The organism is Bradyrhizobium sp. HKCCYLRH1034 (assembly GCF_051168375.1).
GTDB lineage: Bacteria > Pseudomonadota > Alphaproteobacteria > Rhizobiales > Xanthobacteraceae > Bradyrhizobium.
In genome coordinates this window covers 55,419-69,375 of sequence record NZ_JBNPUW010000004.1, presented here as the reverse complement: position 1 = coordinate 69,375, position 13,957 = coordinate 55,419, and the positions used below count along the sequence as shown (strand labels likewise).

Here is a 13,957-nt window from a genome sequence, read left to right as displayed (position 1 = left end):
GCGCCAGGCCGCGCTCAGAACATGGGAACTGGCGGGGTCTTGAAATGCCCAATGATCTGCACACCGTCCTGAGCGGCATTCACGGATTGAAGGTCGACGCAGTCGAGAGGTCGGTTCCGGCCTGCGCGGACCATGCCTTCGCCTGGGCAGGCAAGCTGCTCCCCACGCCCCACGTTCGAGCCCGCGCCGATTTCAGCTCGGCTCATCAGCGGGCTTGGCTCGAGGCCATGAGCAATCTAAGTGCATGGAAGACGCGGCAGATCGATCTGAACCTGCCGGCATCGGGGAAGCTGCTGATTGTCGGATGGTACTTCCCGGAGCTCGCGAGCCTGCTCGGGACTGCGGAAAAAAAGCATGTGGTCGTTCTGGTATCGAATGATGCTCCCTGGCTCTCCGAGTTGAAGGACGCAGGCACCACACTGAACTTCCGGGCCGAAGGCGGTGCGGCGGCGCTCGCCGCGTACATGCGCGAAGGCCGCAACGTGTTCGCGATGATGGACAATATTCATCCGGGCACCGAGTTCATCCGCAGCCCATTCTTCGGGCGCCCCAGCAAGACTCCGGCCGCCATTCTGAGGCTTGCGATCCGCAACGGCTACACGCTGGCGCTGATAGCGCCCAGGGACAGCCGCGTGGAAGTGGTGGCGACACTGCCCACCGCCGGCAAGCAGCCGGAGGATCTCGCTGCCTGGGTGAACCAGAAGATCGAGCAGGAAGTCAGACGGGCGCCGGAACGCTGGCTGTCGTGGCCGACGCTCGCCTATCGCTTCCAGGCAAGCTGATTCACCAGTCAGGAGGACGCGCGCATGCCCACCACGTCGTTCAATCAGCTCGCGCAGCAGGCCGACGCACTTTACCCGCCGCAGTCGATGCACAGCCTGTTGTCCAGGCTGCGCTACCCCGGAGCGGCACCGGGAACGACCCTGCCGACGGCTTCGTTCGCCGAGGCGGCTTGGCGCCTCTCAGGCCCCTCCACGACACGAATTTCATTCCTCCACTACAACATCTGGTGCCTGCGCGCGAAGATCGGGCTGAAGGAGATCGTCGCCGCTGCCGGAGGGGTGGGCCACTTCGCGGCTTGTCTTGGGGTCTCATCGGCTGAGTTCATCGGCAAGGCACTGGAGATGATCGGGGCCGACATCGGAGATGTCTGCGACCGCATCTTCCCGCCGATCGTGGAAGTCTGCGGCGTTTCCGCCAACCCGCTGAACGATGCCTGCAAGCTGGTGGGCAACTGCCTCTCGCTCGGCGGATACATCATCGAAAATCTCAGTTCCGACCTCGACTGGCTGATAAGCCTCTTCTCGATCCCCGAGGAGGTCGTATTCGAGGTGCTGATGCAGTTGGTCGCGCCGGTGCTTGGCGTGTTCGAAGTGAGTGTCATGGAGAAGCCGGTCATCCCCGAGCGCGCCGACGAAATCGGCCGGAGGGTGTTCGCCTACGACCTCGTATCGCTGGTCGAGGCTTGGGACCAGGATACGCGGGATACGATCCTGGCACATGGCACCGCGCAGCATGTCGACGGACCGACCGGCTCCCTCGCCTACAAGCAACTGCAGAGCGGGATCCTCGTCCTCAGCCCGACGCGGACGATCGAGAATGGCGGCGGGCATGTCTATGCCGCGGACGGCGTGTCGCGAGTGATGCCCGGCGGATGCGAGATGGGCTACATGTTCGATTCTGACAAATGGGCGAACAAAGGGGTGCAACTCACGCGTATCCCGGTCGGCTTCGGTGCGATCGAGCTCTATTCGACGCATGTTTATGCCGGCGATGGCGGCCTTCTGCCGCCCGGCCCAACTGACGCGGAGAAGATCGACGTCAGGCGCACGCAGATTGATGAGTTGATTGCCTTCATCAAGGCGACGCACCTTCCATCCAACGTGGCCATTGTCGCCGGAGATTTCAACATCGGTGCTGATACCGACGAATACCACAACCTGGTCGCGGCGATGGAGCAGGCCGGCTTCTATGACCTGTGGAGCGTCCCGTACGATACGATGAAAAGCGACGGTTTGACCGACCGTCACGGCGAGGGCGACGAGCCGATCTACAACGACTTCAATACCAACTGTAAGGTCTATCGCGCCAGCGAGGCATATCGGCAAGCCTACGATCCGGCCGTTGCCACGCCGACGATGTCGGATGATGTCGATTACTACTGCGACGACATGCAGCCAGACGACGCGAATCCCACCGGATCGAGGATCGACTACCTGTTCATGGAACGTGCGACTGCATTTCACGGCTTCAATCTCGACGTCTCACGTGTGCGCCGGCGTGCTTTCAAGTCACGCATTCGCTGGGTCGTCACCCCCGGCCCGCAGGACTATCTTTCGAACCACATCGGACTGGAGGCGACTTTGTTCGCCAGCCCAAGGCACTAGAGCTCCGGGCGTTCAAGAAGCGCGGCAGAGGCTCGGAGTCACAGAATGGGTCACTCATCGTCGACAATGCCGACTTGGCCGTCTGCGCAGCGCTTGTCGGCGGGGATGCCAAGTTGAGGCGTCTTGGCACTCGACTTGGTAAACGGTAGGCCATTAGCATCACCAACCTCTCGCCGACCGCTGAGCATAAGGGTTCGGCCAGCTTCATGTTCATGCGCGCCGGCAGGCCGCCGACCTTGTGGTGCGACTTGATCGTCACCGACAGGCCGCCGGTGAAGAAGACGCTCTCGATCACGTCGAGATAGGGCCGCAGATCACCTTGCGACTGCCCACTTGGTGCGGGACATCGCACGACCGCGTGTTGTACGTTTCAAACAGCAGGCAAGGCTGAGCCATCTCGCGGCGGCATCCGCCCGAGTTGTCATCTTGAGTGAACCTCTTCCTCCGAAGAAGAGGCGCAGGGAAGATCGGGTATCAGCTGATACCCGCGGTCCGCGTGCAGCAAAAAGCACGCGGCAGAACCACAGGTTCAGCCCAATATCCGGCCTTCCCTGCGCGACGGTTTGACGACTTATAGGCGCTCTCCCCGGGGATCGGCTGTCTTGCCCCCGTCGCCGGCGGATCATCATCACCGCCGGCTTGGCATCAGCACCGCGATGCCTGGACCACACCACTTCGCCGTCGCATCGCTCCGTTCGTCGGCGCGGGCTGTGACACCCGGCTGCGGAGCAACGCGCCCATCGCATCTTCCGGCTCGACGCTCGTGACGATCGCGAAACGTCCCTCTTCAGCGAGCCGGGATAACAGGAAATGTGGAGGTGATTTGCCCGACGGTGCAAGTGATGAGTCCGCGACAAACTGGCACGACGGGCAGTTCAGGCATGAGAGGCATGCACGGATTGCCCGTCGCGCAGGGATGGCCGTGGTCAGATGCGCCGCTGCACCGACGCGGGCTGGAGATCCTGCTCGCAGTGGCAGGTCCTCTGCGCCCTCTCCCGCAGGATCTGCGAGACCATCCGCTCCGTCCCGGTCAGGCCGGTCAGGATCGTCGCGCCGACAGCCATGCCCGATCGCAATCCGGCGGGCATGGCCGCCTGAAGCAGGCTGATCTTCAGCGCGATCCGCGCTTCGCCGGTTGGCGAGCCGGACGCCGCGCCGATCCACTCAGCATCCGCGACATGTCCATAGAGCCGGGCGGGCAGGCCCGGCACGTCGATCGTGACCGCCTGTCCGATCGCGACATAGGTGATCTCGGAAACCGCGAGGGCTGCGATGACGTGGGGCTCGCCTGGCGTGACCACCGCCATCAACGACCGATCTGTCGTCACGGCGTCGCCGACATGGAGACCGCTTGCAGCCACGACGCCGGCGACGGGAGCGATGACGTCGTTCAGCGCGACCGTCGAAGCGCGCTCGTCCCGGTGCTCGATCCGCGCGAGAACCTGTCCCGCAGCGATCTCCTGATTGTCGGTCACGAGCAGGTCCCTGACCAGGCCGGACACCGCCGACCTGACCGGAATCTCGTTCATACTGACATAGGCATCATCGGTGTGAACCAGATATTGGCCCACGGTCACATACTCGACCATCCACGGCACCGCGACCAGCATTCCGAACATCAGGCTGAGCGCGACGAGCAACCACAGCGCACGTCCTGCGGACGCCCTGGCGCGCGGCTCCGCCGGGGGACGCTCCTGATGCAGAATGACCGGCCGGGATCCGCCCGGCGCTTGCTGTCCGTCCACCACTCGCTCCTCACGACCACGGCATCGGGCGCGTTGCCGCCTCGGCGGCATCCTGTTGATGTCAGGGTCGCACCCATCGAATGCCCGTGACGCGAGATGTGGCGGCTCGCGGGCCGGTTGATAATGGCGCCAGGACCGAATTGGGTCTTCAATTTCTCGAAATAATGCCCGTGTCGACGACACCGACACCGCCGCAGCCTCGACACCAGACGGGGTAACGCCGTTGACCGTCGCGCAAGCTTTGCCAGCGCTTCAAACAACGGCCCCAAACAGCCTTCCGATGCCTGCGGTGAGACCCAGGGCGAAGGCCCCCCAGAACGTCACGCGAAAGGTGGCGCGCGGAATGTTGGCCCCGCCTGCCTTTGCGCCGATCGCTCCCAGCACCGCGAGAAAGGCGAGAGAAGCCGCGGAGACGATCGGGACCAGCAAATTGGCGGGCGACACCACGACCATCAGCAAGGGCATGGCGCCCCCCACCGAAAACATCATGGCCGAGGTCAGGGCAGCCTGGATCGGCCGCGCTGCGGTGATCTCCGAGATTCCCAATTCGTCACGGGCATGAGCCGTCAGTGCGTCTTTCGCCATCAGCTGCTCGGCCACCTGCCGCGCAAGGGATTGATCCAGACCTCGCTTGACGTAGATATCGGCAAGCTCGTCGCGTTCGAATACGGGGTTGTCGCTCAGTTCCTTGCGTTCCCGGGCCAGGTCGGCCTGCTCCGTATCCGACTGCGAGCTGACGGAGACATATTCACCGGCGGCCATCGACATCGCTCCGGCGACCAATCCCGCCACGCCTGCGATCAGGACGTCGTTTCGTGTCGCTGCTGCCGCAGCAACACCGACGATCAGGCTCGCAGTCGAAATGATGCCGTCATTGGCTCCCAGAACGGCCGCTCTGAGCCATCCGATCCGCGCCACCAGATGGCTTTCGGGGTGGACGTGAAGGCGGCTCATGTCTTTCTCCTGATCACGCCTTGCAACTTCGTGGCGGCCGCCACGGTGTTGGAAATCGTTCCATACTTCCTGACATTCTGATGAAGCAGCTCGAGCCGGCGGTCGTCTTCGTCGGTGTCGATGATCAGCTCGTAATCGATCGACGCCATCATCGGCGGGCTGTCCTGACGGAAGCCGATCAGTCGCACCTCGACGCCACGAACATGGAACTTGAGCATCGGCGTCACGCGTTCGATTCCCTTGATCATGCAGGCGGCAACCGCGGCGAGAAGAAGCTCGGCCGGGTTGAACGCATCCCGCCGTCCCTGGACATCGGTGTCGAGCACCACGGTCGCATCCTTGCAGTCAGCCACGCTTTCATGCGCATCGATCCGTCGGGCGTTGACGCGATACTCTAGCATTGGGGGAGTCTCCGGGCCGCGTGTCCTTGGGGTTGGCAATCCGAACCATGAGCGGAGTGATCGATCGGATCGCGACCGTCCGGTTACGGCGGCAGAAGCGACCGGCGCAATCCATGGTTTCCGACAGGCGTGTCGCCTTCCCTAGTCGTCCGAGTGAGGCAGCATGCGAAGCAGCGTCCGATCCCGGAAGATCCAGTGATGGATCAGCGCGGCGGCCGCATGCATTGCGGCCACGATGACGAGGGCGTGGGCGAGAATTTCATGCACTTCCTTGACGTTGTGAGCAAACGCGCGGTCCTTGGGCCAGGGCGACGCGATCTCGGCAATGCCAAACAGCGGCAAGGAATCACCGCGCGCAAACTGCAACACGATGCCAACGACGGGCACGGCAAAGAGCAGCGCATAGAGAACGTAGTGCGCGAAACGCGCGGCCGGATCCTGCCACTTTCCCATCCATGTGGCGAACTCGGTCGCTTCGGGCGGCGGAGAAGGATCGGCCAGCCGCCAAGCCAGGCGCACCGCCAGAAGCATGAGGATCGCGATCCCAGCCGTGACATGGACGAGCAGGCCGGACTCGCGCGGCGCGCCCTTGGGCAGCACGTCACCGAAGACCCCAAGCGCCCAGGCGACGGCCACGAGAACGACCGTCAGCCAATGCAGCGTCTGCGGAATCGCCCCGTAGTCCCTCGTCGAGTTGAAGAGCTGCATCTCAGACCTCTTTGGTCAAAAGATGCTCCTGGCGCGACCGTCCCTCGTTGATGTGGATCAAGCCCTTGCCGGTCTGGGTGCTCAGGACGGCGGGGCGAGTGCCAGCTCTGCATCGGCGATGACATAGCGGACGTAGCGGTAGTCGCGGATGAAGCTGATCTTGCCGTCGCGCCAGCTCAGCCACATGACGTAGCTGGGCCGCGGATCGCCCTGGCGTTCGAACACGGCGATCACTTCCCGGCCCTCGAGCCAGGCCGGCGCCAGCCAGACGCCGTCCATCCCGGCGTAGATGCTGAAGAACATCCCGACATCGGCCGGGCCGACACGGACGGGATGAGTGGACTGGTGCAGTTTGACGTCCTGCGCCAGCAGCGCGCGCAGGCCGTCCCAATCACGCCGGTTGAACAGGCTCACATAGCGTGTCGCCGCATCGGAGGCGGGTCTCGCCGCCGGCCGCGCCTCGGCCACAGCGTTGATCTCGGAGAGCCGCGCCCGGGCGCGGGCGAGATGTGCCTTCACCGAGTCCACCGTCAGGTCGAGCAGCGCCGCGATGTCGGCGAGCGACTCATCGAGCACATCCTTCAGAACGAGGACGCTCCGCTGAGGGATCGGAAGCTCCGTGAAGCGCGACACCGCGGTCCGGATCGCCTCGTCGCGCATCATCGCCTCCACGGCATCCGGCACGGTGTCGTCGGCGACACCGTCAGCCGCCTCCATCGGTTCGGCGGCCCGGATCGCACGGCTGCGCAGCAGGTCCAGCGCCCGGTTATGCGCGACCCGGAACAGCCAGGCACGCAGCATCACGACGTCGCGCATCTCGTCCACCGCGACGAGCGCTTTTGTCAGGGTGTCCTGCACGACGTCCTCGCCGTCGATCACAGAGCCCATCAGGCGCGCGCAATAACGATGCAGCTCGGGCCGCAGCTGCTCTGCGAGGGCCACGAGCTCGGCGCTGCGCGCGCCGCGCGAAGCATGTCCGCCGTCGCTCAAGCTGCCGCTCCTTCCATCACCGTCACGCCGGAATCTCCGTTGAGACCGAACACGACGCCGTCGACGAACCGCGGGTCCTCCAGCACTGCGACCACACGATCGCCGAACGCCCGTGGCGGCATCGGCGCGCCGAAGCGGGCAACGAACGCTTCCGGCGCAATGCCCATGGACCCGGCATAAGCACCCGCGGCCGTATCCCCCACTCCCGTGCCCAGGATCATCATACGCGGCACGATCGCCTGGAAGCGGATGCCGAGCCTGTCGTCCTGCGACACGCCGTTGGCGTATTTCGCCATGAACCAGAGCATGCGCTTGGCGCCGCCGTAGCCGCCTGACATCTGCGAACCGCCCACCGCCGCGCCGCTCGATCCGACCAGGACGCGGCTTCCTGGTTTCAGGGGGAGCTTGAGCGCCGCCTGGATCCAGTACAAGCCCGCCTTGACGTCCGTTTCCCAGGCAACCGAGAAATCCCTCCAGGTCAGCCGATCCAGCCGGTCCATGTGCGGCGTTGTGCCGGCGTTCAAGATCAGGATGTCGGGGCTGATATCGCCGACGATGCGATGCGCAGCGGCCTCGTCGGTGACGTCGGCCGCGATCGTGGCCACACCCAGGCGCGCAGCAATCGCGTTCAGCGCCTCGGTTCCGCGCGCGACGACGGTCACCTTGGCGCCGCGATCGACGAGGGCCTCCACGACTCCCAAGCCAAGGCCGCGGCTTCCGCCGGTCACGACGATCGTCTTGTCTTTCAGGCTCATGATGATGCTCCAATGTCCAGATGACATGAAAACGATCGAGGCATCGGAAAAGAGTCGGGCGGCGAAACCAATGCGAGCCCCCTTGCGCAACCGGCCGCCCGGCTGGATGCTCCGGGCACATCGTTCATCACGGGAATCGCTTCATGTCCGTCGACACCACCGCCGCCACCGATCGTCTGATGCGTTTTCTCGCCGTCCAGGGCGTGACCGGACAGGAAAAGGCGATCGGGCGCGAGATCATGGCGGCGCTGAAGCAGGCCGGCGTGCCGGCCAAGGCGATGCGGCTCGACGATGCCAATACGCGCATTCCGCTGCCGACCGAGACCGGCAACCTGATCGTCGAGCTGCCCGGCCGCGGCAGCCAGCACAATCAGCCGCGGATCATGTTCATGACCCACATGGACACGGTGCCGCTGTGCGCCGGCGCGCAGCCGAAGATCTCCGGTCGCAAGATCGTCAACCAGGCCAGGACCGCGCTCGGCGGCGACAATCGCTGCGGCTGCGGCATTCTCGTCACGCTCGCGGCCGAGCTGATCCGGCAGAAGCTCGATCATCCGCCGATCACGCTGCTGTTCTGCGTGCGCGAGGAGAGCGGGCTCTATGGCGCGCGGCACGTCAACACCGACGACCTCGGCGCGCCCGAGATGGCGTTCAATTTCGACGGCAGCTCGGCCTCCGCCGTCACGATCGGCGCTGTCGGCGCCGACCGCTGGGAGGTCGAGATCTTCGGCCGCGCCTCGCATGCCGGCGTCGCGCCTGAGCGCGGCATCAGCGCCACCATGATCCTGGCGCTCGCGCTCGCCGAGGTGAAAGCCGGCGGCTGGTTCGGCAAGGTGGTGAAGGGCAAGGGCAAGGACGCGAGGCTTGGCACCAGCAATGTCGGTCCGGTCACCGGCGGCGAAGGCCGCCCCGCGGGCGACGCCACCAACGTCGTCACCGACTACGTCCACGTCCGCGGCGAATGCCGCAGCCACGATGCCAAATTCATCCGCGAGATCACCAAGGCCTACAAGGCGGCCTTCGAGAAGGCGGCCAAGCAGGTCACCAACAGCGAGGGCAAGTCCGGCCGCGTCAAGTTCAAGGCCGAGACCGACTATCATCCGTTCCGGATGAAGGAGACCCTTCCCGTCGTCAAGCGCGCCATGGCTGCCGTTTCCGACATCGGCGCCGCGCCGACCCTGCGCGCCGGCAATGGCGGCCTCGACGCCAACTGGATGGTCCGCCACGGCATCCCCACCGTGACCTTCGGCACCGGCCAGAACGAGCCGCACACGATTGACGAATGGATCAACCTGGACGAATACGATCGGGCGTGTGCGCTGGCGGTCAGGCTGGCGACGATGGGGTGAGACGACGCCATCCGGACACGCACTTGGATGGCTGCAACCTCCTTGCTCCCGCGCAACGTCGTGATGACGGGCTCGCCAGCAAACGCGCATGTTCCGAACAGGTCGAACAGCGAGGCCATGACGTCGCGCTCCCGCGGCGGATGGCACCCAGGCAGAGATTGCCCGTCGTGCAGCTCGGGATGGCGCGAGCTCGTCGGGTCACGGCGGCCAGTCTCATCGACGCCCTTCAAACGTCTTCAGTGATTGGAATCCACCGTCACAGTGATGAGTTGGCTCCGGCACCGGGCTGCCGGGTCGGCAAAGCACGAGCCATTCCTCCTCTGCGTGCCCAGCGGCCCCTGTCCGATCGCATGGAAGTTCGGGCGGGGCCGGAACTCCAAAGCGGGACGGCGGTTCTAGTGCGATGGACCTGCCATTCGCGTTGGACCGTCGCCAGCTCCTCGGCGAGGTCAGGTCCAGAACCGCAATCGATCATCCGTTTGCCGGCATTGTACGGCTCTGACGTTCGTCACAGTTCTCGGCAGAGCCGGACACCGGAGACATCAGCCAATCACGGCGCACTTCACTGGAGGCCTGACATGTCGACCAAACCAGCTCTGCTCGGCCGCACGGCCGCAATTGCTTCATTGACTGCACTCGCGATCGGCGCCTTCACCCCGACCAGTGCCGACGCGCGAAATGGGCGCTGGCACGGCGGCGGCGGCGGCGCTGCGATCGGCGCGGCGCTTGCGGCGGGTGCCATCGGCACCGGTCTTGCGATCGCCGCAAGCCGCGACGCCTACGATTATTACGATGGCCCGGTCTATGACGGCCCGGCGTATTACGCGGCTCCGTCCTACTACGGCGTGAACCCACACGCCTATGGCTATTACCGCAAGGGCGAATACCCCTATCAGGTCTATGGCGGCGACAGCCCGAACGCGGTCTGCGCGCAGGGCACGACCTGGAATTGCCGCTGAGACCGCTTCTGATTGAAACCTCGACGCGGCATCGGGCGAGGTCTCGCGGCGCTCGCCCGGCGCTGGACTCGCTTCTCTGCCGTCGCGATCAGTCCCGTAACCTGCCATGAGCGCAGCGACATGCGGGACCGATCTCTCGCCGGGTCGCTTCCCCGAAGCCCATTGAGCCGCGGCGGGGGCTACGCGTCGAACGCGAGGCGGATGACCGATCGCGATACCCTTGCCGGCATGCGCACCGCTGCCCAAATGCGGCGCGCCAGCCGGCATCATGATCCCGATGCGCCATCCGGCGGGATGACGCCCTTGCTGAAGATGAAGCAGCCGTAGAACCGGCGCTCGCCGGTGGCGATCACGCAATAGGCTGATCTGGCCATCTCATAGAATGCGAAGCGCTCGACGCCGACCAGCGGCCACGACCTGCCCTCGGCGCGGTCGATCACCGCCTGCACCTCCTGCTGCACCGGCGTCACCTCCGCAGGACTGCCCACGACTTCCATCCGCACGGCGGCATCGTCGATGAAGCTGTCGAGCGGCAGCACCGACAGCACGGCCTGGACCGCGCGCGCCGCGCTGACATTATCGATGCGCAGCAGCCCGCCGAACACTGTCTGCCGCGCGATCGCATCCGCCGGAAAATTGGTGTCGCAGATCACGAGACGGTCGCCATGCCCCATCGCGCGGAGCGCATGGAGCACGTCGGCATTGAGCAGTGGATCGATCCCCTTGAGCATGTGGTCTCCCTGTCATTTTCATCGAACGGACCAGGTCGCCGGGCCATCGGCCAAGGGCAACTGCTGCCAACACCTGGAGCGCGTCACGCCATCATCCCATCGCGAACTACACGCTCCCTCGCCTCTCGCCGACCAGGCGAAGATCGATGCTGCCGATCAGGTCCGAGCGCAGCCTTTCAGCGGCGGCCATCGCCGCCATTGTCTGTCGCAACGTGCTGACATTCGATCCGAGCGACACGATGCCGCCGAGCAGCGCCGCAATGGCGCCGAGGAGCGCGACCGCATCGGATCCGAGCAGGCCGAGCACCGCGCCGAGCAGCAATGCGGCGCCGCCCGCTATCGCGATTTTCGAGGCCAGGATGATCTTTCGGCACCGCTCCGCCATCTCGGCAAGCTCGTCGATCCGCGCCTCGATCCGGGAGATCTCTCCGCTCGGGTCGTCCTCATCCATCACGCGAGCTGCCCTCCGCGCCATCAGCGCCTCATCCTGAAACGACCCGGTCCCCGATCATGCCACCTGTCACGTGGCGCGCGAGCGTACGACGCCGCCATCCCACCGGCAACCATCCACGGCCTGACTTCACCGCGCACAACAGGTCCCGATGCACGCGGACGCTCCTCCAGGGCCGCGGCCGCAGGCCCGGAACAAAGCCGGCAACTCCGGATTGTCGTAACCGGAATTTCCACACGGCAGATGGGCGGCTCATGCCGAGCGCCCGTTCGGCAACCATCGGCTGCTATTGCCTACACGGCAATGAGCAACTTCTGACCTTGGTGCCAGCAGCTCATCAATGAGAGCTGAGCGGAAACGACAATTCAACTACGAAAGCAGCGCGTCGGCCAGGCGATATCAGGAAAAGGCCGCAGAGGCGCGTGATGCTCAAGGCGCCTCGTTACGGGGACGCGCAACCATATCATCTCGAGTTGCCCAAACACGAGCACCGTCCGCTACTCGCGGCGGCCCGAGCCGTTCGTCAATTGCAAACTTCCCAAGTTGATCCTGTGTTGCACGCGATATAGTAGCGAGCCGGCGGGGATCCGAAGCGGCGCGACTCCACTAGCGAGCCATTTGCGTCCGTCGGCCGGGCGGCGGGTGGGGAAGGCCACCCCACCCTGGACAACGACAACGGTCCTCCTAACCACTGCCGCGTCCCCACTTCAGGCAACGACCCGTGGCCGACTTTCACAAGCCGCGAAGTGCGACCAAGTCGTTCTCATGCCTCCAGGCTCCGAGAGGTCACATCGAGCCATGCCTGCGAGCTCACGAGCATGAGAGTCCTCAAACGTTCGCGCCGGCGACGTTCCTGCCCGCGAGCCAGCCGAAGACCAGCGCCGGACCCAACGTGATGCCGGGCCCGGGATAGGCCCCTTCCATGATCGAGGCCATGTCGTTGCCGCAGGCGAACAGGCCAGGAATGGGTGAGCCATCCGCGCGCAACACCCGCCCGCGCGCATCGGTGACGAGGCCCGCAGACATGCCGAGATCGGCCGGATAAACCGCGACGGCATGGAAAGGCGGCTCCAGGATCGGCGCGACGCAGGGATTGGGATGCTGATCGGCGTCGCCGAGCGCACGCTGATAGATGTCGCCGCCGCGGCCGAAGGCGGGATCCTCGCCGCGCACCGCACCGGCGTTGAACTGGTTGACGGTCGCAGTCAGCGCCTGCGCGGGGACGCCGATCGTCTCCGCGAGCGCGTCCAGGCTGTCGGCACGCTTGAGATAGCCCGCGGCGACGTCACGCGCGACACTGCGCGTGAACGGCTTGATCTTGCCGAGGCCGTATCTCCACAGGAAGCGGCGATCGCAGATCAGCCAGGCGGGAATGGCCGCAGCGTGATCGAGCTGCGCGCGCACGAACTCGTGGTAGGACACCGCCTCGTTGACGAAGCGGCGGCCGGTACCATCGACCGCGATCAGGCCGGGCTTGGCGCGATCGGTGACCGTGTGCGGGAAGACGCCACGGCTGCCGTCGGCCCGTGTGAAGGTCGAAGCCGGCACCCAGAACGCGCCCGCTTTCGTCGGCGCCGACAGGCACGCGCCCAGGGCCATGGCCAGCCGTGCGCCGCGCGGTGCGGCGCCGGGATCGACGGTGGCCGACAGCAGGCCGGCGGCCTCAGGCACATAGCAGCGGCGCAGCTCGGCATCATGCGACAGCCCGCCGGTCGCGAGCACCACGCCGCGCCTTGCGGTGATCCAGGAGCGGCCGGAGCGATCGACAATTTCGAGCCTCGAGACCCTGCCCTGCGCGTCGGCCTCAAGCTGCTGGGCGGAGGTGCCGGTCCGTATCACGACGCCACGATCGAGTGCCGAGCGCAGCAGCCGCGCCGCCAGCGCGTTGCCGAGATAAAGCGTCGTGCCGCGCCGCGCCGTGAGCCGTTGCAGGCCATAGCGCGCGATCAACCTGGCCGCATGCAGAGCCGAGCGCAACGATCGGCCGGCACGGCGCAGATGCGGGATATCCTGGCGGCTGATCATCATGCCGCCGAACAGCATGAACTCCGGCAGCGGATCGCGCAGCAGCGCAAAGGCGTCGCCGAGGCCGCGCGCATCGAATGGCAGCGGCTCCAGCACCCTGCCTCCCGCGGTGGCACCTGGCAGGTCGGGATAATAATCCGGATAGGTCGGCACCGGCTGCAGCCGCAGCGCAGTGCGGGCCTCGAGATCGCGCAAGGCTTCGTCGCCGAATGCAAGGAACGTCTCGAGCCGCGTGCGGTCCTGCCCCGGCACGGTCCGGGCCAAATACGTGCGCGCCGCCTCCAGCGTATCCGCCCGCCCCTCCGCGGCCGCCTTGTGATTGGCAGGAATCCAGACCATGCCGCCGGAGATGGCGGTGGTGCCGCCGATAAATTCGGCCTGCTCCAGCAGCAGCACCGAGCAGCCGTCAGCAGCCGCGATCGTCGCCGCCGTCATGCCGCCCGCGCCGGCTCCGACGACCACGACATCGAACGTCTCGCCGGCGTGCACCGCCGCCGTCATG

Annotated in this window: 13 protein-coding genes; 4 read left to right on the top strand and 9 right to left on the bottom strand. The window is 65.5% G+C overall.

Translation table 11 applies throughout. The annotated features are described in order from the left end of the window. Positions 1-44 precede the first annotated feature (44 nt). Positions 45-782, top strand: coding sequence for a hypothetical protein (locus ACQR0W_RS10530; RefSeq protein WP_316186899.1), 738 nt, complete (start codon positions 45-47; stop codon positions 780-782). Between the two features lie 24 nt (positions 783-806). Then, the gene (locus tag ACQR0W_RS10525) at positions 807-2,387 is read left to right on the top strand and encodes an endonuclease/exonuclease/phosphatase family protein (RefSeq protein WP_316170364.1); all 1,581 of its coding nucleotides are present in this window, start codon (positions 807-809) and stop codon (positions 2,385-2,387) included. Between the two features lie 926 nt (positions 2,388-3,313). On the opposite strand, the gene ACQR0W_RS10520 is transcribed toward ACQR0W_RS10525, so the two are convergent. The 6 genes from ACQR0W_RS10520 to ACQR0W_RS10495 form a co-directional block, all read right to left on the bottom strand. After that, the gene (locus ACQR0W_RS10520; protein WP_316186898.1) at positions 3,314-4,321 is read right to left on the bottom strand and encodes an HlyD family efflux transporter periplasmic adaptor subunit; all 1,008 of its coding nucleotides are present in this window, start codon (positions 4,319-4,321) and stop codon (positions 3,314-3,316) included. A gap of 63 nt (positions 4,322-4,384) precedes the next feature. Beyond that, complete coding sequence (locus ACQR0W_RS10515) at positions 4,385-5,086, bottom strand: VIT1/CCC1 transporter family protein (protein WP_316186897.1); 702 nt, start codon at positions 5,084-5,086, stop codon at positions 4,385-4,387. After that, a complete protein-coding gene (locus tag ACQR0W_RS10510; RefSeq protein ID WP_316186896.1) occupies positions 5,083-5,487 on the bottom strand; it encodes an OsmC family protein in 405 nt (134 codons plus the stop codon). Before ACQR0W_RS10510 ends, ACQR0W_RS10515 begins: the two co-directional genes overlap by 4 nt. A gap of 141 nt (positions 5,488-5,628) precedes the next feature. Continuing rightward, entirely contained in the window at positions 5,629-6,195 is a 567-nt protein-coding gene (locus ACQR0W_RS10505) for a cytochrome b (protein ID WP_315718501.1), read from the bottom strand. A gap of 81 nt (positions 6,196-6,276) precedes the next feature. Further along, positions 6,277-7,185 carry a sigma-70 family RNA polymerase sigma factor gene (locus tag ACQR0W_RS10500; protein WP_316186895.1) on the bottom strand — a complete coding sequence of 303 codons (909 nt, stop codon included), beginning with the start codon at positions 7,183-7,185 and terminating at the stop codon, positions 6,277-6,279. Continuing rightward, complete coding sequence (locus ACQR0W_RS10495; protein WP_315749833.1) at positions 7,182-7,940, bottom strand: SDR family oxidoreductase; 759 nt, start codon at positions 7,938-7,940, stop codon at positions 7,182-7,184. The genes ACQR0W_RS10500 and ACQR0W_RS10495 overlap by 4 nt, the downstream gene beginning before the upstream one ends. Positions 7,941-8,083: 143 nt before the next feature. Here ACQR0W_RS10495 and ACQR0W_RS10490 point away from each other — a divergent pair, with 143 nt between their 5' ends. Beyond that, complete coding sequence (locus ACQR0W_RS10490) at positions 8,084-9,289, top strand: M20/M25/M40 family metallo-hydrolase (RefSeq protein ID WP_315749831.1); 1,206 nt, start codon at positions 8,084-8,086, stop codon at positions 9,287-9,289. A 578-nt stretch (positions 9,290-9,867) separates the two neighbouring features. Further along, on the top strand, positions 9,868-10,248 hold the full coding sequence (locus ACQR0W_RS10485) for a hypothetical protein (protein ID WP_316164640.1): 381 nt from the start codon (positions 9,868-9,870) through the stop codon (positions 10,246-10,248). A gap of 266 nt (positions 10,249-10,514) precedes the next feature. Here ACQR0W_RS10485 and ACQR0W_RS10480 read toward each other — a convergent pair whose 3' ends face one another. The 3 genes from ACQR0W_RS10480 to ACQR0W_RS10470 form a co-directional block, all read right to left on the bottom strand. Continuing rightward, positions 10,515-10,979 (bottom strand): RbsD/FucU family protein, encoded by a 465-nt coding sequence (locus ACQR0W_RS10480; protein ID WP_315718506.1) that lies wholly within the window; start codon positions 10,977-10,979, stop codon positions 10,515-10,517. A 106-nt stretch (positions 10,980-11,085) separates the two neighbouring features. Next, a complete protein-coding gene (locus ACQR0W_RS10475) occupies positions 11,086-11,430 on the bottom strand; it encodes a hypothetical protein (RefSeq protein ID WP_315718526.1) in 345 nt (114 codons plus the stop codon). 828 nt (positions 11,431-12,258) lie between these two features. Beyond that, complete coding sequence (locus tag ACQR0W_RS10470; RefSeq protein ID WP_316186955.1) at positions 12,259-13,956, bottom strand: FAD-dependent oxidoreductase; 1,698 nt, start codon at positions 13,954-13,956, stop codon at positions 12,259-12,261. Position 13,957 lies beyond the last annotated feature (1 nt).

What these genes read in the sequence shown, in the direction of transcription:
- ACQR0W_RS10530 (WP_316186899.1), top strand. Translation starts at nt 45, where the DNA reads ATGCCCAATGATCTGCACACCGTCCTGAGCGGCATTCACGGATTGAAG.
- ACQR0W_RS10525 (WP_316170364.1), top strand. Translation starts at nt 807, where the DNA reads ATGCCCACCACGTCGTTCAATCAGCTCGCGCAGCAGGCCGACGCACTT.
- ACQR0W_RS10515 (WP_316186897.1), bottom strand. Translation starts at nt 5,086, where the DNA reads ATGAGCCGCCTTCACGTCCACCCCGAAAGCCATCTGGTGGCGCGGATC.
- ACQR0W_RS10510 (WP_316186896.1), bottom strand. Translation starts at nt 5,487, where the DNA reads ATGCTAGAGTATCGCGTCAACGCCCGACGGATCGATGCGCATGAAAGC.
- ACQR0W_RS10505 (WP_315718501.1), bottom strand. Translation starts at nt 6,195, where the DNA reads ATGCAGCTCTTCAACTCGACGAGGGACTACGGGGCGATTCCGCAGACG.
- ACQR0W_RS10495 (WP_315749833.1), bottom strand. Translation starts at nt 7,940, where the DNA reads ATGAGCCTGAAAGACAAGACGATCGTCGTGACCGGCGGAAGCCGCGGC.
- ACQR0W_RS10490 (WP_315749831.1), top strand. Translation starts at nt 8,084, where the DNA reads ATGTCCGTCGACACCACCGCCGCCACCGATCGTCTGATGCGTTTTCTC.
- ACQR0W_RS10485 (WP_316164640.1), top strand. Translation starts at nt 9,868, where the DNA reads ATGTCGACCAAACCAGCTCTGCTCGGCCGCACGGCCGCAATTGCTTCA.
- ACQR0W_RS10480 (WP_315718506.1), bottom strand. Translation starts at nt 10,979, where the DNA reads ATGCTCAAGGGGATCGATCCACTGCTCAATGCCGACGTGCTCCATGCG.
- ACQR0W_RS10475 (WP_315718526.1), bottom strand. Translation starts at nt 11,430, where the DNA reads ATGGATGAGGACGACCCGAGCGGAGAGATCTCCCGGATCGAGGCGCGG.
- ACQR0W_RS10470 (WP_316186955.1), bottom strand. Translation starts at nt 13,956, where the DNA reads ATGACGGCGGCGGTGCACGCCGGCGAGACGTTCGATGTCGTGGTCGTC.